The 22,840-nt window shown below is 69.5% G+C and carries 22 protein-coding genes; 12 read left to right on the top strand and 10 right to left on the bottom strand.

The annotated features are described in order from the left end of the window. Positions 1–3 precede the first annotated feature (3 nt). Positions 4–723, bottom strand: coding sequence for a CDP-alcohol phosphatidyltransferase family protein (locus tag LX16_RS25645; RefSeq protein WP_147144554.1), 720 nt, complete (start codon positions 721–723; stop codon positions 4–6). A 217-nt stretch (positions 724–940) separates the two neighbouring features. Here LX16_RS25645 and LX16_RS25640 point away from each other — a divergent pair, with 217 nt between their 5' ends. Together LX16_RS25640 and LX16_RS25635 are read left to right on the top strand one after the other, a co-directional pair. Beyond that, positions 941–1,366: a CBS domain-containing protein gene (locus tag LX16_RS25640; protein ID WP_147144553.1), complete on the top strand. Its 426-nt coding sequence runs from the start codon at positions 941–943 to the stop codon at positions 1,364–1,366. 135 nt (positions 1,367–1,501) lie between these two features. Beyond that, positions 1,502–2,995 (top strand): glutamate-cysteine ligase family protein, encoded by a 1,494-nt coding sequence (locus LX16_RS25635; protein WP_147144552.1) that lies wholly within the window; start codon positions 1,502–1,504, stop codon positions 2,993–2,995. A 124-nt stretch (positions 2,996–3,119) separates the two neighbouring features. On the opposite strand, the gene LX16_RS25630 is transcribed toward LX16_RS25635, so the two are convergent. Together LX16_RS25630 and LX16_RS25625 are read right to left on the bottom strand one after the other, a co-directional pair. Continuing rightward, a complete protein-coding gene (locus LX16_RS25630) occupies positions 3,120–4,028 on the bottom strand; it encodes a GNAT family N-acetyltransferase (protein ID WP_147144551.1) in 909 nt (302 codons plus the stop codon). Between the two features lie 61 nt (positions 4,029–4,089). Next, a complete protein-coding gene (locus LX16_RS25625; RefSeq protein WP_147144550.1) occupies positions 4,090–5,316 on the bottom strand; it encodes a hypothetical protein in 1,227 nt (408 codons plus the stop codon). A gap of 139 nt (positions 5,317–5,455) precedes the next feature. Between LX16_RS25625 and LX16_RS25620 the strand changes: the two genes are divergently transcribed. From LX16_RS25620 to LX16_RS25610, 3 genes are all read left to right on the top strand, one after another. Further along, positions 5,456–5,827: a hypothetical protein gene (locus LX16_RS25620; RefSeq protein WP_147144549.1), complete on the top strand. Its 372-nt coding sequence runs from the start codon at positions 5,456–5,458 to the stop codon at positions 5,825–5,827. Between the two features lie 59 nt (positions 5,828–5,886). Beyond that, positions 5,887–7,164, top strand: coding sequence for a serine hydroxymethyltransferase (locus LX16_RS25615; RefSeq protein WP_147144548.1), 1,278 nt, complete (start codon positions 5,887–5,889; stop codon positions 7,162–7,164). A 241-nt stretch (positions 7,165–7,405) separates the two neighbouring features. Further along, a complete protein-coding gene (locus LX16_RS25610; RefSeq protein WP_147144547.1) occupies positions 7,406–7,960 on the top strand; it encodes an alpha-ketoglutarate-dependent dioxygenase AlkB in 555 nt (184 codons plus the stop codon). On the opposite strand, the gene LX16_RS25605 is transcribed toward LX16_RS25610, so the two are convergent. After that, positions 7,961–8,872, bottom strand: coding sequence for a phosphotransferase (locus LX16_RS25605; RefSeq protein ID WP_147144546.1), 912 nt, complete (start codon positions 8,870–8,872; stop codon positions 7,961–7,963). Positions 8,873–8,875: 3 nt separating this feature from the next. Next, a complete protein-coding gene (locus tag LX16_RS25600) occupies positions 8,876–9,109 on the bottom strand; it encodes a hypothetical protein (RefSeq protein WP_147144545.1) in 234 nt (77 codons plus the stop codon). Positions 9,110–9,228: 119 nt separating this feature from the next. On the opposite strand from LX16_RS25600, the gene LX16_RS25595 reads away from it, so the two are divergent. Continuing rightward, positions 9,229–10,023, top strand: coding sequence for an SDR family NAD(P)-dependent oxidoreductase (locus LX16_RS25595; RefSeq protein WP_147144544.1), 795 nt, complete (start codon positions 9,229–9,231; stop codon positions 10,021–10,023). 95 nt (positions 10,024–10,118) lie between these two features. Here LX16_RS25595 and LX16_RS25590 read toward each other — a convergent pair whose 3' ends face one another. Next, a complete protein-coding gene (locus LX16_RS25590; protein ID WP_147144543.1) occupies positions 10,119–10,331 on the bottom strand; it encodes a hypothetical protein in 213 nt (70 codons plus the stop codon). A gap of 398 nt (positions 10,332–10,729) precedes the next feature. On the opposite strand from LX16_RS25590, the gene LX16_RS25585 reads away from it, so the two are divergent. From LX16_RS25585 to LX16_RS25575, 3 genes are read left to right on the top strand one after another with little or no spacing between them, the layout of a single operon-like run. Beyond that, the gene (locus tag LX16_RS25585) at positions 10,730–11,896 is read left to right on the top strand and encodes a 5'-methylthioadenosine/S-adenosylhomocysteine nucleosidase family protein (protein WP_147144542.1); all 1,167 of its coding nucleotides are present in this window, start codon (positions 10,730–10,732) and stop codon (positions 11,894–11,896) included. Continuing rightward, complete coding sequence (locus LX16_RS25580; protein WP_147144541.1) at positions 11,893–13,905, top strand: hypothetical protein; 2,013 nt, start codon at positions 11,893–11,895, stop codon at positions 13,903–13,905. The genes LX16_RS25585 and LX16_RS25580 overlap by 4 nt, the downstream gene beginning before the upstream one ends. 13 nt (positions 13,906–13,918) lie before the next feature. Further along, positions 13,919–16,267, top strand: a complete 2,349-nt coding sequence (locus tag LX16_RS25575) for an Hsp70 family protein (RefSeq protein WP_147144540.1) — start codon at positions 13,919–13,921, stop codon at positions 16,265–16,267. A gap of 6 nt (positions 16,268–16,273) precedes the next feature. Here the strand turns inward: LX16_RS25575 and LX16_RS25570 are convergent, their stop codons facing one another. After that, complete coding sequence (locus LX16_RS25570) at positions 16,274–16,987, bottom strand: winged helix-turn-helix transcriptional regulator (RefSeq protein ID WP_147144539.1); 714 nt, start codon at positions 16,985–16,987, stop codon at positions 16,274–16,276. Positions 16,988–17,255: 268 nt separating this feature from the next. Here LX16_RS25570 and LX16_RS25565 point away from each other — a divergent pair, with 268 nt between their 5' ends. The 3 genes from LX16_RS25565 (at position 17,256) to LX16_RS25555 (ending at position 21,060) form a co-directional block, all read left to right on the top strand. Continuing rightward, a complete protein-coding gene (locus LX16_RS25565; protein WP_147144538.1) occupies positions 17,256–18,170 on the top strand; it encodes a hypothetical protein in 915 nt (304 codons plus the stop codon). A 27-nt stretch (positions 18,171–18,197) separates the two neighbouring features. Continuing rightward, on the top strand, positions 18,198–18,935 hold the full coding sequence (locus LX16_RS25560) for an LmeA family phospholipid-binding protein (protein WP_147144537.1): 738 nt from the start codon (positions 18,198–18,200) through the stop codon (positions 18,933–18,935). A 181-nt stretch (positions 18,936–19,116) separates the two neighbouring features. Then, positions 19,117–21,060, top strand: a complete 1,944-nt coding sequence (locus tag LX16_RS25555; protein ID WP_147144536.1) for an N-acetylmuramoyl-L-alanine amidase — start codon at positions 19,117–19,119, stop codon at positions 21,058–21,060. An 89-nt stretch (positions 21,061–21,149) separates the two neighbouring features. Here the strand turns inward: LX16_RS25555 and LX16_RS25550 are convergent, their stop codons facing one another. The 3 genes from LX16_RS25550 to LX16_RS25540 all read right to left on the bottom strand — a co-directional run bounded on the left by LX16_RS25550 (position 21,150) and on the right by LX16_RS25540 (position 22,739). After that, positions 21,150–21,620 (bottom strand): hypothetical protein, encoded by a 471-nt coding sequence (locus tag LX16_RS25550; protein WP_147144535.1) that lies wholly within the window; start codon positions 21,618–21,620, stop codon positions 21,150–21,152. A gap of 178 nt (positions 21,621–21,798) precedes the next feature. Continuing rightward, on the bottom strand, positions 21,799–22,065 hold the full coding sequence (locus tag LX16_RS25545) for a hypothetical protein (RefSeq protein ID WP_147144534.1): 267 nt from the start codon (positions 22,063–22,065) through the stop codon (positions 21,799–21,801). Next, positions 22,065–22,739, bottom strand: coding sequence for a Rieske (2Fe-2S) protein (locus tag LX16_RS25540; protein WP_147144533.1), 675 nt, complete (start codon positions 22,737–22,739; stop codon positions 22,065–22,067). Before LX16_RS25540 ends, LX16_RS25545 begins: the two co-directional genes overlap by 1 nt. Between the last annotated feature and the right edge of the window lie 101 nt (positions 22,740–22,840).

Here is a 22,840-nt window from a genome sequence, read left to right as displayed (position 1 = left end):
CCGTCAGCCCCGCAGGGCGGTGCGGGCGGTGAAGGCGATGCTCGCCAGTAGGAACAGCCCGTTGGTGACGGTGAAGAACCCCGTGAACCACACCATCCACTGTGGGGCGACAACGAGGATCAACGGCATCACCAGGACGATCACCCCGGTGTCGCGGATCAGTTTGATCACCTCGAACACCGGGTTGCGGGACGACACGATCGAACCGCCCAGCTCCCCGGTCTGCAGGATCGACGTCACCAGGTTCACCATCCACAGCGACGCGAACCCGGCGACGAACCAGGTCGGCAGCTCCGGCGAGTACGCGGTCGACACCGTCGCGACCGCCGCCACGAATCCGGTCTGGCTCACCACGTCGCACAGGATGTCCACGCGCGCGCCCGCCGCAGACTTCATGTCCGCCGCGCGCGCCAGCTGCCCGTCCGCGCAGTCGAGGCTGTACGCGAGCTGCCACGCCACGGCCGCCGCCACCGCGGTCGGCCACCACGGGGTGTCGCCGGCCGCCGCCGACGGCGCCACCACGACCACCAGCGCCGCCGCCCCCACCGAGAACAGCAGGTTGATCAACGTCAACACGGTGGGTGCCCACCCCAGCCGGTACGCCACCAGCGCCAACACCGCGCCGATCCGCTGGTTCACCACCTGCGTGTAGAGGTTGCCGCCGCGGTTGTTGCCGAGGAAGTCCTGGTAACGGAGGGTGCGGCCGGGTGCCTGTGAGCTCATCGTCTTCCTTGTCTCTGCGGTCCGCGCCGGGCGCGGGTCGACGCTCACGATACGGACCCGCCGCCGGTGCCCTGCGAGACCGGTACGCCACCCGGAAGTGCCGAACTTCGGGCAAGTCGTTGCGGTGCGGGGGCTTTGCCGGGATGATGTGGGAACGCCCACCGTTTCGGCAGGGGCCGTGGCGAGCCGGTCCCCCGGGAGATTGGAGGTGACGGCGATGCGAGTCACCGAGGCCATGACTACCGACGTGCTGGCGGTCGGGCCCGCGCACAGCCTGCGGCAGGCCGCCCGGTTGATGGCGGACCGGCGGGTGGGCGCCGCGGTGGTGGTGGACCCGGAGGCCCACGGTCACGGCATCATCACCGAACGGGACATCATGATCGCGATCGGCGCGGGCCGGGATCCCGACCTGGAACTGGTCGCCGCACACCTCACCGGCGACCTGGTGTTCGCCGATCCCGAGTGGACGTTGCGGGACGCCGCGGCCGCCATGGTGCGGGGCGGTTTCCGGCATCTGGTCGTGGTCGACGCGGGCGAGGTGCGGGGTGTCCTATCGGTACGCGACATCGTTCGAGTGTGGAGTGGAACCGCCGCGGCGGACGTCCCCGGATCGGCTCATCCCCCTGGTGAGCTGGCTGTCTAGTGTGCTGTCGGCCTTCCGACAGAAGTGATCCATCAGTGACCCATAACGGTTCTTTTCGGGCACGCGCGAGGTAGCGGATCCGTCACTTGTCGCTCTACGGTTGTGGTCTACCACAACTAGACCGGGGAGGTCCGGATGGGTGACGAAGTCGAGCGGAGGGCGTTCACGTTCGCCGACCGCAGACACTACCGATCCAAACTGCGACAGTGCCTGGACGCCTTGCGGCTGCTCGCCGACGAGGACCGGTTCGCGGTGGAACGCACTTTAACCGGCATGGAACTGGAGCTCAACCTCGTCGGCGACGAGTGCGAGCCCGCGATGAAGAACCACGAGGTGTTGTCCTATCTGGCCGAAGGCGGCGGTGTCGCGGGCGTGGACGTGCAGGACGAACTCGGCCGGTTCAACCTGGAGTTCAACCTCCCGCCTCGCGGCGTGGCCGCGAACGGCCTGGCCGATTACGAACGACTGCTGACCTCGTGGCTGCACGAGGTCGACGAGCGCGCCCGCAAGGCACACGCCGGGTTGGTACTGATCGGCACGCTGCCGACGATGCGGCACGAACACGCCCATCCGGGGGTGCTGTCACCGGGAGACCGGTACCGGCTGCTCAACGAACAGATCCTCGCGGCTCGTGGCGAGGAGATCGAGATCGACATCAAGGGGGTGGAGTCACTCAAGGCCTTCGCCGACTCCATAGCGCCGGAGGCCGCCAACACCAGCGTCCAGTTCCACCTGCAACTGACGCCCGAGCAGTTCCCCCGCTACTGGAACGCCGCGCAGGCGTTCGCGGGCCCGCAACTCGCCGCGGGCGCGAACTCGCCCTACCTGTTCGGGAGCCGCCTGTGGGCCGAGACCCGCATCGTGCTGTTCGAGCAGGCGACCGACACCCGGACCGCCGAGATGCGGGTGCAGGGCGTCAGGCCGCGCACCTTCTTCGGTGAACGCTGGATCAAGTCGGTCATGGACCTGTACGAGGAGAACGTCCGGTACTTCCCGGCCCTCCTGCCGATATGCGACCCGGAGGAACCGGTGGAGCTGGCCAGAAGCGGACGCACCCCTCGGCTGTCCGAACTGCGGCTCCACAACGGCACCGTGTACCGGTGGAACCGGCCGGTGTACGACGTCGCCGACGACGGACCGCACCTGCGAGTCGAGAACCGGGTACTGCCCGCCGGCCCCACCCCGGTGGACGTGTGCGCCAACATGGCGTTCTACCTGGGAGTGGTACGGGCCCTCGCCGAACAGGGCGAGCCGATCTGGCGGAAGCTGCCCTTCGCGGTGGCCGAACAGAACTTCCACGCCGCCGCCCGGCACGGGCTCGACGCGCACTTCAGTTGGCCGGGCGTCGGGGAGATCCCCGCGCGGCGGTTGATCCTCGACCGGTTGCTTCCGTTGGCGGACGCCGGACTCGCCGACCTCGACGTCGACGCGCCGGTGCGCCGCCGACTGCTCGACGTCATCGAGGGCCGGTGCGTCACCGGCGTCAACGGCGCGATCTGGCAGATCCGCTGTGTGGAACGGCTGGAGAAGACCGGTCTGAGCCGCACCGAGGCGCTGCGGGAGATGCTGCGCCGCTACATCCACCACTCGTCCGCGAACCGACCGGTGCACGAGTGGCCGTCGGAGTGAACCAGCTCGCGACCCGTGACTCGTGACACGGCGTCGAACCGCCGGACGGGCCGGCCCGGCACAACGGGGTGCCGGCCGGCCCGTCCGACCCGAGTCCTCTGAGGACTCACGTGCGTGTGACCCGTCAGGAGACCCTGCGCAGCACCGTGTACTGGGTCGCGTGCGGCCGGTAACCGAGCCGGTTGTTGACCGCCAGCATGGGCGCGTTGTCGGCGTCGTTGTTGGTGTAGGCGTCGGTGGCGCCGCGGGCGGCGGCGTCCCGGAGCGCCGCGATCTTGACCAGCCGGGCCAGGCCACGACCCCGGTACTCCCGGTCGGTCCCGGTCAGGCCCGACCACACCCGGTCGCCGATGCGGTCCAGCCACGCCACCGCGACCGGCCGGTCCCCGTCGAAGAGCAGGGTGGTCGACTCACGGTCCAGGCGCGGATCGGAACCGTGCAGGGCGACCCAGTCGTCGTAGCTCAACACGCTGTACGGCTCGTCGGACGGGATGTCGGCCACCACGACCGAATCGATCCGGTGCAGGGCGTGCATGTCGGGAAGCTCGGCCAACCGCCGCAACCGGTACCCCGCCGGGAGCTCCGGCAGTTCCGGCAGGCCGGTCAACGGCCGGTGCGAGATCCGTTCGGTGCGGGACTTCGAGAACCCGTTGCGCGCGGCGAACCGCGCGGCGCCGTCGTCGGTCAACCGGCCCGCCACCATCGTCGACCCGATCCGTCGCCAGTGCCCGCGCAACTCGTCGATCAACCGGGTACCGACCCCTTGTCGCCGGTGGGCCTCGGCCACCACGACCTGCGCCACGGTCGCGCCCGGCAGGTCGCTCTCCGCGTCGAGCTGGGTGGAGGCGAACCCGACGACCCGGCCGTCCTGTTCGGCGACCAGGTCCAACCGGTGATGGCGCGCGGCGGCGCGGATCCGGTGCGCCAGGTAACCGGCGTCGTACAACAGGAAGGGGAACGCCTCCCCGAACAGGCCGGCCACCGTCTCGGCGTCGGCGGTCAGGTCGAGCGGGCGGATCTGCGCGGACGTCATACGACCGATACTGGCACCGGCCGTCCACCGGCGCACCGGAATATCGCGGCGCGCGCCGCCGTCAGTCCGCCTTCTTACGGCCCAGCCGTTTCCGCTTCTTGGGTTCGGGTTCGGCGGGTTCGGTCGCGGCCGGCTCGGTCTCCGCGAAACCGTACGGGTCGTCGTCCTTCAGCCCGGTCACCCAGTCCTCGGTCGCGTCGGCCGCGGCCGGTTCCGGCACCGGATCGGGCGTCTTCGTCTTCTTGGTGGCCCGTCCCCCGGCCTTCTTGGGGGCGGTGACGGTGGTGGCCGGTTCGGGTTCGGGTTCGGGGTCCGGGCCCGGCGGCGGGGGCGGCATGATCGGATCGGTCCGGTCGGTCGCCGCCCAGGGGTTCTCGTCGTGGTCGACCCGCAGGTACGGCGCAGGTGACACCGGTTCCGGCTCGGTGACCCCGGTCGGCTCCGGCACCGGCTGTTCCGTCGGGGCGGGCGCGGGGCGGCCCCGCAACGCGGTCACCAGCAGCGAACCCAGCAGCCCCGCCACCGTGGCGTACAGGCCGGTCCAGATCCCCGACCACTGCGGGTCCACGCCCACGTCGGGTTGACCCGCGGCGGCGTAACCGACGATGAGCAGGACCGGCCCCGCCATGCCCGACACCGCCACGACACGCGAGTCCGAGTCGCCGGACCGGCCGGCGGCCCACGCGGTCACCGCACCGATCAAGAGCGAACCCAGCAGCATCGGCGGCGCCAGCGACACCGCGCCGGTGCCCAACGCCCCCACCAGGTCCCGCCAGGAACCCCAGATCCCCAACCGGATCGGCTCGTCGAGACCGCCGACCGGAACGAAGGTCGCCAGTCCGGCGAGCAGCCACGTCAACAGGATCGACGCCGCGACGTTCACCGCGACCGCCCGCGACGCCAGGGCCACCGCCGTCACCGCCACACCGGCCAGCACGCCGATACCGGTGGCGTAGAACGGCGCGGCCGACAGTCCCGCGTCGGCGAACCGCATGGCCGGGATCGCGATCAGCGGGGCCACGGTGAAACCGCCCAACGCGGCGGCGGGCAACGCCAGCACCCGGCCCGCGGTTCCCTGCGCCATCCGGCTCCCGATCGCACCTCCCACCACTGTGGATGCGGCGGCGAGCCACGCCGCCCAGGACAGGTGGGACGCCCAGTAGTCCGGGGTGGTCTCCCGCCAGATCAGGATCGCCAGGCCGGACGCCAGGCCGAGCTGTGCCAACGCGGTGGCCACCGCGGCGCCGAACGCCGCACCGGCCGCCGCCATCGGAGCAGATTTAGACATGGATGAGAGCCTATGGGTTGCGAGGTGTGGCGGCAAATTCCGGCACGAAACGTCACCGCGGCACCGCCGACCGTGACAGATTTTCGACGCGAAGCCGGAAATGCCCGCGAAACCGTGACGCATCGGGCACCCTGACGGAGTGAAACAACCCGATGACAAGAACGACCTCCCCCCGGACGGATACGACCCCCGGCAACGCGACCCCGGCAGACCCGTCGCCGTCGACGACCGGCGCGACCCGACCGGTGCCGAATATCACCGGCTGCCGCGCGGCGAATACCCGCAGGGCTTCCGCGCCGACCGGATGCCCAGGCCGCGCGACATGACCGTCGACGAGTTCGACGGCCGTGACGACGCTCACCGGTCCATGGCCGTACACCCACTTTTTCGCGGACTGCTCCAGGAACTGCCGCCCCGATCCTCGGCCCCGTCGAAGGAATGGCTGGACAGGTGGAGTGAGACCGCCCGTTCCATCCTCGACCTGCTGTACAGCCGGGATAACGGCGGCTGAGCTCCCGATATAGCCTCACAACCGACGACAGGCGTCGAAGCGTGAGGAGTGCCATCACAATGAGTGACCAGTACACGAGGTTGACGCGGCGGCTCGCCGACGCCGACCCCGATATCGCCGCGCTCATCGAGGCGGAGGGCAGGCGGCAACACGACAAGATCCGGTTGATCGCCAGCGAGAACTACGTGTCGCAGGCCGTCCTCGACGCCACCGGCACCGTGCTCACCAACAAGTACTCCGAGGGCTACGCCGGACGCCGGTACTACGAGGGCCAGCAGATCATCGACCAGATCGAGGAGATCGCGGTCGCCCGCGCCAAGGCGCTGTTCGGCGTCGAACACGCCAACGTGCAGCCGTACTCCGGCTCCCCCGCGAACCTCGCCGTCTACCTGGCCTTCATGCAGCCCGGCGACACCGTACTGGGCATGTCACTCCCGATGGGCGGACACCTCACCCACGGCGCGAAGGTCTCCGCCACCGGCAAGTGGTTCAACGCCGTGCACTACGGGGTGCGCCGCGACACCGGCCGCATCGACTTCGACGAGGTCCGGGAGGTCGCGCTGCGGGAACGGCCCAAGCTCATCGTCGCCGGCGGCACCGCGATCCCCCGCACCGTCGACTTCGCGGCGTTCGCGCAGATCGCCACCGAGGTGGGCGCCATCCTGTTCGCCGACATCGCCCACATCGCGGGCCTGGTGGCCGGTGGCGCGCACCCGACACCGGTCGGGCACGCCGAGGTCGTCTCCACCACGACCCACAAGACGCTGCGAGGGCCGCGCGGCGCCATGCTGATGTCCACCGCCGACCGGGCCAAGGCGCTCGACAAGGCGGTGTTCCCCGGCCTGCAGGGGGGACCGCACAACCACACCACCGCCGCCATCGCGGTCGCATTGCGGGAGGCGGCCCAGCCCGACTTCGGCACCTACGCGCACCAGATCGTCGCCAACGCCAAGGCACTGGCGGCGGCGATGACCGAACGCGGCTTCGACCTGGTCAGCGGCGGCACCGACAACCACCTGATCCTGGTGGACCTGACCGGTAAGGAGATCGGCGGCAAGCCCGCGGCCAAGGCACTGGACGCCGCCGGCATCGAACTGAACTTCAACACGGTGCCGTTCGACACCCGCAAACCGATGGACCCGTCCGGGCTGCGCATCGGGACGGCGGCCGTCACGACACGCGGCATGACCGAGAAGGACATGCCGCAGATCGCGGCGTGGATCGACGAGGCCGTCACCGCCGCCCGAGAGGGCAAGGAGGAGGCCCTCGACGGTATCGCCGCCCAGGTCCGCGACTTCTGCGCGGCCTTCCCCATCCCCGGATGGTCGCAGGACTGAACCGTCACACCGGCGGCCGGGATCCGTCCCGGCCGCCGGAGGTGGGCGATGCGGTCGCCGCTCGGACGTGGTCGGGGGCCGCCACTCCTCCTCCCCATGGCGTCGAGCCTAGGTCCGTTGCCGGGACCGTGTCGAGGCGTCGCCGTCGCGCCTGTGGAGAACCCCGGGATTGTGGATAAGCCACTGTGGAGCGGTCTGGCGGTATCGTCCCCCCGTCGGTCCCCGCCGCTAACATCCCGGCATGACGGTTCCCGGTCTCCGGTACATTCCCGACTGGCTGCCTGCCGCCGAGACGGCACGGCTTCTGGCCGCCGTCGACACGGCCGAGTGGGACGACACGTTGCGGCGGCGCGTCCAGCATTACGGCCACCGTTACGACTACGGCAGCCGCCGGGTCACGACGACCCGGCCCGCGCCACCGATGCCCGAGTGGGTGACCGGCGTCCTCGACCGTCTCGTGTCCGAAGGACACATGGCCCGCCCGGACCAGTTGATAGTCAACGAGTACGCACCGGGCCAGGGCATCTCCGCCCACGTGGACCACGTCTCGGGTTTCGGGCCGGTGGTCGCGTCGATAAGCACGGGTTCCCGCTGCGACATGGACTTCACCCACCCCGGAACCGGCGCGAAGCAGACCGTGACGCTGGATCCGGGCGGCCTGTGCCTCATGACGGGCGAAGCCCGATACACGTGGCGGCACGGCATCGCGGCCCGCCGCACCGACCCGTCCCGCCACGGACGCATACCACGCGGCCGCCGCGTGTCGCTGACGTTCCGCACCGTCGCAGCCGGGTGATCACAGTCCCGCGAGCGCGCCCTCGTTCGCCCGGAACACCTGCCAACTGTGGCAGTCGGAGACCGACGCCAGCCCGCCACCGGTCAACACCTCGGCCGCGTCCACGAGCGCGACCAACCCGAACGCCACCGGCAGCGCCGCGTGCTCCGGGCCGGTCAGCATCCGGGCGCTCCGATACCCGGCGACGAGCGCCTCGGCCGGTGCGGCGGGAAGCCCGCGGTCGGGCTGCGCCACCGCGAGGTAGAACAACGCCCGCGCCAGATCGATCACCAGCGGTCCGTGGTTGAGCTCGTCGAAGTCCAGTACCGCCGTGATCCTTCCGTTCTCCACCAACAGGTTCGCACCGTGCATGTCGTGGTGCAACGGACCGGCCGGCAGCTCCGCCAACTCCGCCAACCCCGTCGAGTTCTCCGCCAGGAACGACTCCACGGCCGCCCGCCACTCCTCGGCACCGGGCACCTCGAAAGGACCGTCGATCGTCGCCCGCAGCGCGGCGACCCGGTCGTACTCGGGTATCCGCGCGTCCAACCAGCCCGACGTCAGGGTGTGCAGCCGCGCCAGCAGTTCACCGGTCTGGGCGGCCGGTGCCCCGTCGGAGCCGTCGGCGGCCCGGCCCCGGGCGAACTCGAACACCGCCACCGGCGGCTCCTGTTCCGACAGGAACCGTCCCGCCCGCAACGGCAGGGGAGCCGGAGTCGGGTAACCCCGCCGTGCGAGGAAGTCCACCAGTTCCAGCTCCGCCCGGATCCGTTCCAGCGGCGACCTCAGGTACTGCCGCACCACGACGTCACCGAGGTCGGTGCCAATCCGCAGGTTCCGGTTGTCCTGACCTCCCGGCAGCTCCACGGGTTCGGTGGTGGGGGTACGGCCGTACCGGCTGAGCAGCTCGGCCGGGTTCAGGTCCATTGTCATGCGTCATCCTGTCTGAGGCGATCGGGCGACGAATCGGAAAACCATCCACAATGGCGACACGTCGACCGGCCCACGGCTGCGGAACCCCCGGAGTTTACCCACCGGATCGATGTCCGATTCGTCACGCAGCGTGCCGGACGCGCATGTCGTGGTCAGTCCAGGCCGGGCAGCAGCCGAGTCAACGTCGAGGGGCTGCTCGGACTCGTCCCGGATGATCGCCACGGCGTTCTGCCGCATCTCGTCATCATGACCCGCCCGCGCTCCGGAGGATCCGGTGACGGCGCGCGGACGCCGGGATATCGTCGGTCGCGCGCGACCGCCGCCCGGCGGGGCGGCGGGGACACGGGAGGTATGCGGTGCGGATCGATCTGTCGGGCAGGACCGCGCTGGTCAGCGGTTCGACGCAGGGCATCGGGTTGGCGATCGCCACGGGACTGGCGGCGGCGGGCGCCCGTGTCGGGGTCAACGGGCGCGGTGAGGAGTCCGTCGCGGCGGCGGTGGCGGCGGTGAGGGAGAACGTGCCGGGAGCGGAGCCGGTCGCGGCCGTCGGCGACCTCACCACCGAGGAGGGCACGGCTGCGGTGTTGGAGGCGGTGCCGACCGTGGACATCCTCGTCAACAACCTCGGGATCTTCGGTGAACGGCCGGCCCTGGAGATCACCGACGACGAATGGCGTCGCTACTTCGAGGTCAACGTGTTGTCGGGCGTGCGGCTCACCAGGCACTATCTGCCGCGGCAGATGGAGGCGGGATGGGGCAGGGTCCAGTTCGTCGCCAGCGACTCGGCGATCGCGACACCGGCCGAGATGATCCACTATGGTATGTCGAAGACGGCGTTGCTGGCGGTGTCGCGCGGCTTCGCCAAGACCACCGCCGGGACCGGCGTCACGGTCAACTCGGTGATCGCCGGGCCCACCGAGACCGGTGGAGTCCGCGACTTCGTCTACGAGCTGGTCGACCCGGCACTCCCGTGGGAGGAGGCGCAGCGCGAGTTCATGCTCCGCCACCGGCCCAACTCGTTGCTGCAGCGGCTGATCCGGCCGGAGGAGATCGCGAACATGGTCGTGTATCTGTCCTCCACGTTCGCCTCGGCGACCACCGGTGGCGCGTTGCGGGTCGACGGCGGGTACACCGACGCGATCCTGCCGTAGCCGGGACCTCCGTCCGTTGTGGGCGGAGATCCCGGATTGGGCGACGGCGATGCCGGGAGGCCGGTCGCCGTCGCGTAGAAGTTCTCAGTGGATGGTCAGCAGCAACGGTAGGTGCTGGTGCGCTTGGCGGTGCACGAGCTCGTGATCACCCATCGCCATTGGGCGGTGCCCTTGGCCCACACGCAACCGTCGTGGCCGTAACAGGTGGTCTCCCAGTAGTACTCGGTCGGGCAACCCGCACCGGCACGCCTGCCGATCACGAGCCGGTCGAGGGCCGAGTCGGCGAGTCTCGTCAAGGTCTTGAGCATGTATTCGTCGCCTTCTGTGTGAGCGGCGCGATTCGTTGACCGCCCCAGCCTACCGCCCCCGTCACCATCCCGCCACGCTCCGAAAGACCCATCGGCCGATCCGGGCCGTCCGTGGGGGTTTCCGCGAGCCCCGGGCACCGTGCGTGATCGTCATGTGCGCAGAGGGTTGCTTTCCACTCGGTGACGCCCTATGCTTCATGTCAGAGTCACATTAATTGGGATCGCGTCGCAACCGGCGACACGTCTCATTTGCCGAACACGCAATGGCCACCGTGTCGGGCAGGTCGCCCGGTACGTGAGAACCCGACACTCCCGTATCCCGTGGCGCCTGTTCCGCGGCACGTAACCGAACTCCACTCGATTCATCCGACGAAGTAATCACCGTTGTTGGAGGCGCAATGTCCGAATCAGACGTCGTCGTAGTCCTCACCGCGCTGAACCTCGAATATCAAGCAGTGCGACGACACCTTTCAGGAATCCGGAAGCAACGTCACAGTGCGGGAACCCGCTTCGAAGTCGGCACGGTCCACGGCACCGGATGCCGGATCGCACTCGGGCTCACCGGCGCCGGCAACTCGGCATCCGCGGTGCTGGCCGAACGCGCGATCCAGGAGTTCTCTCCCGCCGCCGTCCTGTTCGTCGGTGTGGCCGGTGCCCTGCGAAGCTCGTTGCGATTGGGTGATGTGGTGGTCGCCGACCGGGTCTACGCCTATCACGGCGGCACCAGCGAGGACGACGGCCTCAAGGCACGCCCACGCGTATGGGAGGCGTCGCACCCTCTGAGCCAACTCGCGAAAGACCTCGCTCGTGACAAGGACTGGATGAGACGGCTACCACCGGAATCCGGTGCCCCGCAGGTGCGTTTCGGTTCCATCGCGGCCGGTGAGGTTCTGCAGAACTCGCGGAGATCGCCCGAAGCGGCGTGGATACACAACAGCTACAACGATGCGATCGCCATAGAGATGGAGGCCGGCGGAGTCGCCCAGGCCGGTCACCTCCACAACACCCACGTGGGAATCGTGCGCGGAATCAGCGACCGCGCCGACGGCACCAAGAACCCCCGAGAAGACCTCACCCGCCAGCCACTCGCGGCGGCCAATGCCGCCGCCTTCGCGGTGACACTCGCCGCCCACTACCTCGACGAGAGGACGGAGAACACCATGTCCACGCCCGATGCCGGCCGCGCCACTCCTGAGACTGCGGGCGGTCCCGTGTTCAACGTGTCGTCGGGAACGGTCGGAATCCAGGCCGCCCACGTCTCCGGCAGCACCGTGTCGATCAACGCGACACCCGTCGCGGGAACGCTCGACGAACTGCTGAAGGTGGTTTCCGCTCTTCGAGACCGACTCGACCGCGACCACGCCAACGGTGAAATCGACGACGACTCCTATGTGGCAGCCCGCGACGAGATCGCGAACGCGGAGAACGGGCTACGCGTACCCGATGGAGAAGGGCGCAAGAAATCGGTTCTCGCGTTGAAACGCCTCAGTGGCCTGGTGGCCGGGACCACGAACATCGCGGGGGACGTCGCTCAGGTGATCTCGGCCGTGAACGGGTTGTCATGAACGGCAGTGCTTCCGGGGTTCCGCCCCACACCTCCACCACCGCGAACTTCGCCGCTCACGGCGCCACCGTCGGTATCCAGGCGCGAGAGGTTCACCACGCCACCGTCTATCAGGTGGCACCGGATTCGTCGCCGCAGGAAAAGTACCGGGTCGGACTGCGTTACCTGGAGGACGGTGTGCCGGTTCGGGCCGAGGAACTGATCAGCGAGGCGATCGCAGGCGGGCATGACAGCGCCGAGGTCCGGTTTCATTGGGTACTGGCAATGCTGAGCAAGCGTGCTTATCGAGACTTGTCACGTCAGGAGCGCGATCGGCTTGGCGCGGTCGCGCGGGACGGGAGGGTCTATCCGGACGAGCACATGGAGGTGCTCGATGCGGTCAGGGAGTTGCTACGCCATCTCGAATTCAACGAGGGTGACCATCAGTCGGCGGAGAAGCGGATCCTGGAGCTTCCACCCGGCCTTCGTACGAAGATCGACCGTCATCTCGGCCTGGTGCTGTCCGGTGCCGTCAGGGACGAACTGTGGCGGGAAACGAAGGCGAACGCCGAAACCGAACGGTTCGGTAACGGTCGCCGGGATCGGATGTGGGCCTACTTCCATCCGATTCCGGCTCCCCCGAGAACGAAACCGGCGGATCCGTCGAAGGCGACGCCGGCGGATCGTCTCAGGGCGCGCATCTCCACATCGTTGTTCGGTGCCTTGGCCGCGTACCTGGGCTGGTTGACGCTCGGAACCGCCGACGTCTTGCCGCTCTTCGCGTTTCCGAGTGCCGTCGTGGCCGGCTTCATCGGGGCGCGTCATGGATTCGAATGGTGCTATAGCGCTCGTCGTATCGATTCGGAGAACCGGGATTACCGACGACATACGGCCATCGGTCACCTCCGTGGTACCGGGTTCGCCAAGGCGGTGAGCGTGGCGTTCGACCACTACTTCGTGAAGTATCGACCCCATGGTGTGGGCGTGGAGGCGTGGCTTCATGAGATCGCCGACATCCGAGGCCGACTCCGCAAGGAGGTGGCCGGTGTATACCGCGAGACAGGCATCCCGGTAGGACGCGTCAAGTGGTTGATCGGATACCTGGCACGCGACGCCAGAACCCGTTGGCGGAACGGTGAACTGTACGCGCATCTTGAACGGTATCGGATCGCACTATCCACCAGGGTCCACACTCTGTTGGGTCTCTCCGTCGTTCTGTCGTGTGCGGTCGTCGTCGCGGTGTCGGTGTTGAGGATCGAACCGCTGGCCGGTGCGATGACGATCATCGGGATCGCAGCCACGGGTACCTATGCCGCGCGGAAGTGGGAGTTCATACTTCGCGAACAACGTCGTGAGGCGGAGGACATGGAGGATTGCGAACGGCGCCACGCCGACAGACTGGCGGAATACCGTCGTTGGAAGGCCAAACTCGACGCGACCCGGCCCTCTGAGAACGAGATGGAGACCTGGCTGCAATGCGACAGAACGGTCCTGATCGACAACGCTCTTCGGCATTACCGGCTCTCGTGGCGAGATGTCGTCTCTCACGCCGTGTTCCAGGGACCGGCCAAGGGACGGACGCGGGCGCGGGTATCCGGTGGGCCGTGGCGGTTCTCCAAGTACGCGCTCCGCTTGTTCCTCATCACCGAGGACGGCGTCAGGGAGGTCGCCTCAGAACTAGACTTCCGGGCGCCGAAGTTCATCGGAGAACAACGCGACAACTATCGATTCGAGGCGGTTTCCTCGGTCCGGGTGGAGTCGGATTCGGGCAAGCGACTCACGATGAAGCTGACCTTGATGAATGGACCTGCTAGGGGCATCACCGTCACCGAGAGCGAAGAGCTAACCGCTGACGCGGGCGATGAGCCGAAGGATTTGCAGAGGATAAATCTCGCCGCCTCGGGATTCGCTCACGCGTTGCGGCTGCTGGAGGGGATCGCCGCGGAAGGGAAGGGATGGCTTGAACGCGACGGCGCGGCCGGGGCGGACGGGTCCACGGTAAGCATTGTGGCGCAACGACAGCGAGAATGAATAGGATTCACGCATGCCCGGTGCCGCACTGTCTGTCGACTTCGGAACCTCACACACGGTCGCCGTCGTGAGGCGTGCCGACGGGCGGGTGGAGCCGTTGCTGTTCGACGCGACGCCGTTGCTGCCCTCGGCCGTGTTCGCGGCGGCCGAGGGTCTGACGGTGGGCCGGGAGGCGGTGGACGCGGCCCACTTCAGGCCCGCCTGTTTCGAACCGCATCCCAAGCGCCGCATCGACGACGTCACCGTCCTGTTGGGGGACGAGGAGTTCACCGTGGTGGCGTTGTTCGCCGCGGTGCTGGGCCGGGCGTGGGACGAGGCGGTGCGGGTCCTGGGCGAGACACCCGGCACCACGGTCCTCACACACCCCGCGCAGTGGGGCCCGACCCGGCTGCTCGTACTGCGGGACGCCGCCGAGCAGGCCGGCCTCGTCTCGCCGGTGTTCGTGCCGGAACCGGTCGCCGCCGCGCACTACTACCTGACCCGGCTGGCACACGACGTGCCGACGGGTTCGGTGGTGGTGGTGCACGACTTCGGCGGCGGCACCTTCGACGCCGCCGTGGTGAGACGCACCGGCACCGGTTTCGAGGTGGTGACGGTCGACGGGCTCGACGACCTCGGCGGCGTCGACGTCGATGCCGCGATCATCACGCACCTCCGTCACCGGATCGACCGGCCCGGCGACTGGAACGCGCTGCTGTCCCCGACGACGGGTGCGCAGCGCCGCGCCTGGCGCAACTTCCACGAGGACATCCGGCAGACCAAGGAGACCCTGTCGCGGCGCAGTGGGGCGGACCTGTACGTGCCGACACTCGACGTCGACACCCATCTCACCCGGGACGAACTCGACGCGCTCACCCGGCCGCTGCTGGCCCGGGCGGTCCGGGTGATGCGGGCGGTGATCCGGTCCTCCGGTGTCACCGACTCGGAGATCGCCGGTGTCTTCCTCGTCGGCGGCGCCTCCCGGATGCCGTCGGTCGCCACCACGATGCACCGGGAACTCGGCCACGCGCCGACGATCACCGACCAGGTGGAGCAGGTGGTAGCCCACGGTGCACTCCTGTCGGCCGACACGGCGAACCGGGCCACGGCCCCTTCGGCGGTGCCGCCCGTCCCGGCCACCGTGCCACCGGAACCGGCGGTGGCGGCCGCGCCGCCGGTGTCGTCGCACTCGGTGGCGGTCTTGTCTTCGCCGATCGCGTCGGAGCCGCAACCCGTGACACTGCTCCCGCCGTCACCTCCGGTCACGACCCCACCTCCGGGAGCCGTGGCCCCGCCGCCGATCGCTGCAGAGTCGCGACCGAGGCCGGCCGGCGGCGAATCCTCGCGCCCGCCGTCGCAGCCGGACCCGGCCGCCGACCCCGGTCCAAACGGTGTCCCGCCGCGTCGCGCACTGCTCATCGCCCGGGTGACGATGGCGGTGCAGGTCCTCTTCGCGTTGCGGGTGTCGGTCGTGGATCTTCCCGCTTGGGTGGGCGTGGCGCTGACACTCACCGTGTTCGGACTCTCGTGGCTGCTTCACCGGCGGGCCGTGCGGGTGGCCGTCCTCGCCCTGCAGGTGGTGTACTTCGTCAACGTGGCGGCCACGGGGGCATATGGTCTGGGACGGGTCGTCGCCATGGAGTCCACGGAGTGGTGGTTCCTGCTGGACCTCGGCGCGGCGGCGACGGCGGTGGCGGTGCCGGCCCTGTTGACGCGCCACCGCAATCCGATGCTCGCGGCCATGGCGATACCGGCGGGCGCGATGTGCTGCCTGAACGTCTTCGGCACCTACGACACGATCGCACTCTACAGTGGAGGCGCGCTGATGGTCGCCGGCGCGTTGTTCGGCCTGCGGCCGTGGAGATCGGTGCTCCACGGTGTGCCGCGTTGGTTGCGCGGCCGGTCGGTCCGCGTCGGCGTCACCGCCATGGCGGCCTTGATCCCGATCGGCACCGCGACGTACGAGGTCACCCAGTGGCTCGACCACGTCGGCACCGTCACCGAGGGCATGTCCGACGAGATGATCGCGTTCATCGGTGATTGGCCGCAGGTGTTGACCGGTTGTGAACCCGAGGAGGTCGCGAAGTCCTTCGAGGCCCACGTGTGCACCGTCGACGAGCCCGAGATCCAGGAGGTGCACTTCATGCGCCTGGAGACCGTCGCCCTCGCCGCCCGGACCGCGCATCTGAGGGAGGACCACGAGGGGACGGCGGACACCGCCCACCGCTCGTACGCCTACCACACGTCCGCGTCGCTGTCCTATTGGGACGAGGACCATCCGCGGTGCCTCGCGGTCCTGGACGCCCGCCAGGTGAACACCGTGCCCGCCATGGACCTCGACGTGCTCACCGACTACTACCTCACCTACCGGGCCGTCCCGTGACGCCGGTCAGCCGGTCTTGACCGTCGCGTCCTCGGGGAGCGGCTTCGCCGGCGGCGACACGAACTTGTAACCGACCTGCCGGACGGTGCCGATCATCGCCTCGTTCTCGCTGCCGAGTTTCGCGCGGAGCCGCCGCACGTGGACGTCCACGGTGCGGGTGCCGCCGAAGTAGTCGTAGCCCCACACCTCCCGCAGCAGTTGGTCCCGTGAGAACACCCGGCCGGGGTGCTGCGCGAGGAACCGGAGCAGCTCGAACTCCTTGTACGTGAGGTCGAGCGGGCGGCCCCGCAGCTTCGCCGCGTACGTGTCCGGGTCGATCGTGAGGTCGCCGGAGCGGATCACCGAACGGCCGGTGTCGACCTCGGCGGCGGAACGTCCCGCCGCGAGCCGCAGCCGCGCCTCCACCTCGGCCGGCCCCGCGCCCGCCACGATGACGTCGTCCACGTCCCAGTCGGCGTGAACGGCGGCGAGCCCCGCCTCGGTCAGTACCGCGATCAACGGCACCGTCAGTCCCGTCGATTTCAGGACACGGCACGTGGAACGCGCTTCGGCCAGGTCGGCGCGGGCGTCGACCATCACCACGTCGGCGTGCGGCCCCGCCAGCAGCACCCCCACGTCGGGGCGGGTGCAACGGCATCGATGCGGTAGCAGGTCCAGCGCCGGAAGCACCGTCCCCGCCGTCTCCGGCGAGGCCAGTGAGGTGAGGATGGTGATGTCCACAGTGTCTCCTACATGCAGCGCGTATCGGGCGGCCCGACGTCGGCGGCGGGGGGACTGCCTGCCACCCTATCGGTGCCCGGGCGGCTTGTCGACCTCGATCGTTGACATCATGCCCCCGAATCGTTACAGCGGTGTTTCCGCCGTTTCGGCCCGGTGAAAGGGCCCGCCTCCACGCCGTGCAGAGCCGTCATACCCGTTTCCCGTGTGAATCAGTCACGCCCGTCCGGCCGTGCCGTACCGGATCGACGCGACACGTAATCTCGACGGCGTGATTGATCCCAGGCACCGGCCCGCCCGTCCCCGGCCTGAAGCCGCTCCGGCGCCCGCCGAGCCCGATTACAGTGACCCCACGATGCCGCCGCCCACGCCCCGGCGGCTCGCCTCGGCCGCGGTCGTCGTCTGGGTGTTGCTCGTGACCTGCGGAATCCTGTTCGGTGCCGGGCTCGACCGGCTCGTGTTCACCGCCGGAATCGCCGGCCTGCAGGTCCTCACGGTGGTCGGTTACGTCCTGCACCGCCGACCGCCCGGCCCGTTCGTGGTCGCCGGCGCCGGCCTGGTCGCCGCGCTCGGCGCCGACCTCGTGATGCTCTACACCGACCCGTTCGACCCGGGCGGCCTCGTCTACGTCCTCGCGGGCGCGTTCGGTGTCGCCGTGATCGGTCAGTTCTTCCGCGGCGAGGCCCGCGAGAAGTTGACGGTGTCGATGGGCGCCGCCGCGTACCTGGCCGTCCTGGCCGCCGCGTACTCCGGGTTCATCGGCCTGCTCCGGCACCCCGGCGGGCAGGCCGCCCTGTGGACCTGCGTCATCGCCGCCGGGACCGCCGTCATGACGGCCCGCGCCATCGACCTGACGATCCCGAAGCCCCGCATCAACCGGCAGGTGCCGCGCGGCGCGTTCGGCGTCGTCATCGGCGGGATGGTCGGCACCGCCGCCGCCGCGTACGCGGGGGTGTTGCTGGACGGTCCCACACCCGACAAGGCCGCGATGGGGGGCCTCGTGATCGGCCTGGTCGCCGTTTTGGGAGACCTGTCGGCCGGGTACAGCCATGCGGGCCGCCGGATCGATGGCGACGGCGTGGCACCATGGCCGGTACGCCACGGGCTCGGGCCGCTCCTGGCGTTCGCCACCGTCGCGCCGGTGGTGTACCTGCTCAGCGTGTACTACATCGTCCGCGGACTCTGACCTCTCTTCCGACAGGAGCACTCCTCGATGGCATCACGTCGTAAGAAGCTGATCATCTCGCTGATCTCACTGGGCGTCGTCGCCGGGATCCTGGTCGTCGGCGACCGGGTGGCGGCCGGCGTCGCCGAGGACAGGATCTCCGGACTGATCGCGGACCGGGCGGCCGACCACGGGGTGCGTTCCCAACGGCCACCGGACGTCGACATCGCGGGCTTCCCGTTTCTGACCCAGGTGTTGGGAGGCGAGTACCAGCAGATAGACATCAACCTCGTCGACCTGTCGTCGGGTGAACTGACACTGCCGAGACTGGAGATCCAGGCGACCTCGGTGACGGCCGCCCTGTCGGACGTCATGAACGGTTCCGGGCCGATCGTGGCCGGCCGGATGACCGCCGACGGCCACATCTCCTACGAGTCGTTGACGACGGTGCTGGAGGAGGCGACGTCGGCGACGATCACGCCCCTGGGCGACGGCATGCTGGAGATCAAGGCGAACGTCGACGTGTTCGGGCAACAGATCCCGGTGACGGGAACGGCGTCCGTCACCTTCGACGGCACCGTCCTCCAGGTGACCGGGCAGGGCTTCACCGCCGACGGCGTCGAACTGCCCCAGGGCGGCCAGGGCCTGTTGGACACCATGGCGCAGAACTTCACACGGCAGATCGCGGTCCCGGAACTGCCGTACGGGTTGACGCTGGAGGACCTGCGGCTGGAACAGGACGCCATGGTGGTGTCCGCCTCGGCCGAGAACGTCCCCATCGCCTGACCCGTCTCCACATCGGCCCGCACACCGGGTGGCGGCGGCCGGCGGATTATGGCCGCCTCATGGAACCTGCTGGTGGTATTCCTCGAATGCCGACCAGCCCGGTCGGCTGCCCTCGATGCCGCTGGGCGGCGCGCTGCCTCCCGGTGTTGGTGGGCTCTCCTCGAATGCCCAGGGAGGGTCGATGCGACCACGAGATCTCAGGCACGGCCGGCGAGCCGCCGTCGCCCTGACGGCACTGGCCATGACGGCCGGCGTCGCGGCCGGTTCCGGAGGGACCGCGCAGGCGGAACCCCCCGCCGACCGGCAGGCCGAGTTCGGTCAGGCCGCCGCCCAGTACGCGGTGCCCGAAGAGGTGCTGCTCGCGGTGTCCTACATGCAGTCGCGGTGGCGGGACCACGACGGTGAGCACAGCACCACCGGCGGGTTCGGTCCCATGCACCTGACCGACGTCGCCTACGCCACGGCGGGCGGCACCGGCCACCACCACGACGGTGAGGAGGATCCGCGCGGCGACGACCGGCGGCCCATGACGGTCACCGCCGAGACCCCGGACGCCCCACTGGACTCCGAGGCGTTGCAGACCGTCGACGCCGCCGCCGCACTGACCGGGTTCACGGCAGAGGAGTTGCGTACCGACAGCGCCGCCAACATCATGGGCGGTGCCGCGTTGCTCGCCGAACACCAGGACGGCTTCGGCGGCCCCAGTGCCGATCCGGCCGACTGGTACGGCGCGGTCGCGATGTTCTCCGGCGCCTCCGACACCGACACCGCCGCCCGCTTCGCCGACGACGTGTTCGCGTTGATCAACGAGGGCGCCTCGGCGGCCACCGACGACGGCACCGTCACCCTGGCGGCGTCCCCGGTGACCCCGGAGACCATGCAACTGGCCGACACGGGACTGCGCGAGGCGAGCGACGCGCCCACCGACTGCCCCGCCGAACTGGGCTGCGAATGGATTCCGGCACCGTACGAGCAGTACGGCGAGGGACCCGGTGACTACGGCAACCACGACCAGGCCAACCGGCCCGAGGACATGGAGATCGACTACATCGTCATCCACGACACCGAGGGCTCCTACGACACGACGCTGCGGCTCGTGCAGGACCCGACGTACGTGAGCTGGCAGTACACGCTCCGGTCCGCGGACGGGCACGTCGCGCAGCACGTCAAGCCCGAGGACGTCGCCTGGCAGGCCGGGAACTGGTCGGTCAACTCGCACTCGATCGGCCTGGAACACGAGGGTTACGCCGCCGACGGCTCCTGGTACACCGAGTCGCTGTACCGGTCGTCCGCGCGGCTGGTCAAGTACCTCGCGGACCGGTTCGACGTCCCGATCGACCGCGCTCACATCATCGGCCACGACAACGTCCCCGGTACCCGCCCCGCCACGATCCGGGGAATGCACTGGGACCCGGGACCGTACTGGGACTGGGCGCACTACTTCGAACTGCTCGACGCGCCGCTTGAACCGGAGTTCCAGTGGGGTTCCCGCCTGGTCACCGTCGCGCCCGACTTCGAGGACAACCGTCCCGAGATGATCGGCTGCGACTCCGGCGCCCCGGCGGAACCGTGCCCGTCCCGGCCGTCGTCCACAGTGTTCCTCTACAGTGAACCGAACCACGACGCTCCACTGTTGAAGGACATCGGGCTGCGGCCCGACGGCGGCGACTCCACCACGCAGGTCAGCGATCTCGGTTCCCGCGCGGGCACCGGCGCGACCTTCGCCGTCGCCGAGGTCAGGTGGAACTGGACGGCCGTGTGGTACCTGGGCCAGAAGGGCTGGATCTACAACCCCTGGTGGGAGCCGACCCTGATCCCCGCCGCAGGCCAGTGGATCGAACCCAAGCGGGACGACACGCCCGTCTACGGCGTCGCCTACCCCGAACCGGAGGCGTACGAGGGCACCGGCGTCCCGGTACAGACCGTCGAGGCACTTCCGTACACCTTGGACAAGGGCGAGGCGTACTCGGTCGGCATGACCGTGCAGTCGCAGTACTACTGGGCCAAGACCTTCGACGGACCGAACATCGTCGTCAACGGCGACCGGGTGTACTACCAGGTGCAGTTGGGCAACCGCGTCATGTACGTCGACGCGGCCGACGTGAAACTCAAGGGCCGCCCGTAACCGACGGCCCACCGAAGCCGCCCGGGTCTCGCCCGGGCGGCTTCTTCGTGTTCCCGCCTCGGCGGCCGGTCCGTTGCCGCGACGGGCCGTCACGCCCGAGTCGCCCCGGTGCGTACGCGCCGGTGAGTGACGGCCCCGGGGTTGCGGCGGGTGGCGCGCCTGCGACGTCGCCGGGTCGCGAGGGCGTGAACGTGATGCTGGATTCCGCCGTGCCAGCCGTGGACGCGGCGAAGATGCGCGATGAGCGGATTGCACGGCCACGGCTCACCGCACCGCGAATGGCCGCAACGCGGCAGGAACCACAGGATCGGAAACAGTCCGAGCGCGATCACGAAACGCAGCCTGCGCACCGGTAGGTGTTCGCGCGGGATGCGCGCGGCGGCCTCACGTTCGGCGCGGATCCGTGCCGCGCGACGGGCCAACGGCGCGTGCGGATAACGCAGCAGCGAGACCCGGAACTCCCGCGCCGGCCGGTACCCGACGGCGGGACGGCCGGACGTGGCGGTGATGGCGTGAACGGTGGTGCGGTGAACGCCGCCGCCGTGGTGAACGATGGACACGATGCCCCTCCATGATCGATCGGTGTCACCCGGTTCTCGACTCTCCGTTTCCGCGCCTTGGGTGGCCTGGAGCCCATCGACATGCCTCGAATAGGCGCGGATGTCCGATTTGACGCGGGCCTCAGACCACCCAAGCCGGGCCTCAGGCCACCCAAGCCGTGTTTGACAGCGGTGTGGTTCAGCCGTCGCAGTCGCGGACGGTCGCGGGCCGGCCGTTGCGGGTCTCCCAGTCGGCCCGTGCGGCGGCCTCCTTGCGCCGGAACCGTTCCGTGAAGTCCGCGGCGAGCCGTTCCCGCGCGGAACGCCGGAGCTCTCCGTCGAGCCGCCGGTCCCCGACCTGCTCCAACGCCAGGATGTCCACGGCGCGCAGCAGATGCCCGCAGACCCGCGCGTGCCCGTACCGGTCCGCCCATTCGATGTCGGCGGCGGTGACCTCGATGTCCATCACGAACTCCGTTCGGCCGTCTCGGCGGACGGTTCGGTCGCGGCGTCCGGAGCCGGAGCGAGCTGGGGCACGGATTCCGGGACGTCGTGCGCGCCGTCGTGGAACGGCGGCCGGAGACACCCCTCCCGTTCGCAGAACAACGACATCGGGCTGCCGGACTCGTGGCAGACCGTGGTGCCCTGCCGGAGTAGGCCGGGCTCGGACTCCGCCACGACGTCGAGGATGTCCAACGCCCGCGCCCTGGCGTCGGCGGCACCGAACGCGATCAGCGGCAGCGAGACGATCCAGTACCGCCCGTCCTGCCGTTCGGCTTCGACCGCCGCGTCCGAGCACAGTGCGGTGTCGCGGTCCGCGTCCACCCACACCAGGTGCATGCCCGGCAACGGCATCCGGGCCAGCGCGGAATCGACCGACACGTACCACCCGAACGGGTGCCCGCCGTCGCCCAGCAGCACCGCCGAACCGTCGACGTGCCGGATGCCGTGCACGATCAACCCGATCTCGGTCCGGTGGTCGGGATGGGTCGCGGCCTGCACGAACGCGAACCGGCGTGGCCGTTTCGCCCGGACTGCAGCGACCAGTCGCGCCTGCACCTCCGGGTCGGGATGCCCGGTGGCCTCGGGCGGATCGGCGTCGGGACGGTGGATCTCGTAGTCGCAGCGGCGTATCACCATGACGGCGGAACCTTTCGAGACGGAGAACGGTGAGCCGGAGCGGGCAGGGACGCACCGTGAAGTGGCCCGGAGGTGCCACCGGTGGACATCTGCCCGCCCCG

This window comes from Stackebrandtia albiflava, assembly GCF_007994225.1.
GTDB classification, from domain to species: domain Bacteria; phylum Actinomycetota; class Actinomycetes; order Mycobacteriales; family Micromonosporaceae; genus Stackebrandtia; species Stackebrandtia albiflava.
The sequence above is the reverse complement of the archived record's forward strand: the minus strand, read 5'-3'. Positions and strand labels throughout refer to the sequence as shown.

Coding starts and splice junctions, on each gene's coding strand:
- LX16_RS25645 (WP_147144554.1), bottom strand. CDS start 723: ATGAGCTCACAGGCACCCGGCCGCACCCTCCGTTACCAGGACTTCCTC.
- LX16_RS25640 (WP_147144553.1), top strand. CDS start 941: ATGCGAGTCACCGAGGCCATGACTACCGACGTGCTGGCGGTCGGGCCC.
- LX16_RS25635 (WP_147144552.1), top strand. CDS start 1,502: ATGGGTGACGAAGTCGAGCGGAGGGCGTTCACGTTCGCCGACCGCAGA.
- LX16_RS25630 (WP_147144551.1), bottom strand. CDS start 4,028: ATGACGTCCGCGCAGATCCGCCCGCTCGACCTGACCGCCGACGCCGAG.
- LX16_RS25625 (WP_147144550.1), bottom strand. CDS start 5,316: ATGTCTAAATCTGCTCCGATGGCGGCGGCCGGTGCGGCGTTCGGCGCC.
- LX16_RS25615 (WP_147144548.1), top strand. CDS start 5,887: ATGAGTGACCAGTACACGAGGTTGACGCGGCGGCTCGCCGACGCCGAC.
- LX16_RS25610 (WP_147144547.1), top strand. CDS start 7,406: ATGACGGTTCCCGGTCTCCGGTACATTCCCGACTGGCTGCCTGCCGCC.
- LX16_RS25605 (WP_147144546.1), bottom strand. CDS start 8,872: ATGACAATGGACCTGAACCCGGCCGAGCTGCTCAGCCGGTACGGCCGT.
- LX16_RS25600 (WP_147144545.1), bottom strand. CDS start 9,109: ATGCGGCAGAACGCCGTGGCGATCATCCGGGACGAGTCCGAGCAGCCC.
- LX16_RS25590 (WP_147144543.1), bottom strand. CDS start 10,331: ATGCTCAAGACCTTGACGAGACTCGCCGACTCGGCCCTCGACCGGCTC.
- LX16_RS25585 (WP_147144542.1), top strand. CDS start 10,730: ATGTCCGAATCAGACGTCGTCGTAGTCCTCACCGCGCTGAACCTCGAA.
- LX16_RS25580 (WP_147144541.1), top strand. CDS start 11,893: ATGAACGGCAGTGCTTCCGGGGTTCCGCCCCACACCTCCACCACCGCG.
- LX16_RS25575 (WP_147144540.1), top strand. CDS start 13,919: ATGCCCGGTGCCGCACTGTCTGTCGACTTCGGAACCTCACACACGGTC.
- LX16_RS25560 (WP_147144537.1), top strand. CDS start 18,198: ATGGCATCACGTCGTAAGAAGCTGATCATCTCGCTGATCTCACTGGGC.
- LX16_RS25555 (WP_147144536.1), top strand. CDS start 19,117: ATGCGACCACGAGATCTCAGGCACGGCCGGCGAGCCGCCGTCGCCCTG.
- LX16_RS25545 (WP_147144534.1), bottom strand. CDS start 22,065: ATGGACATCGAGGTCACCGCCGCCGACATCGAATGGGCGGACCGGTAC.
- LX16_RS25540 (WP_147144533.1), bottom strand. CDS start 22,739: ATGGTGATACGCCGCTGCGACTACGAGATCCACCGTCCCGACGCCGAT.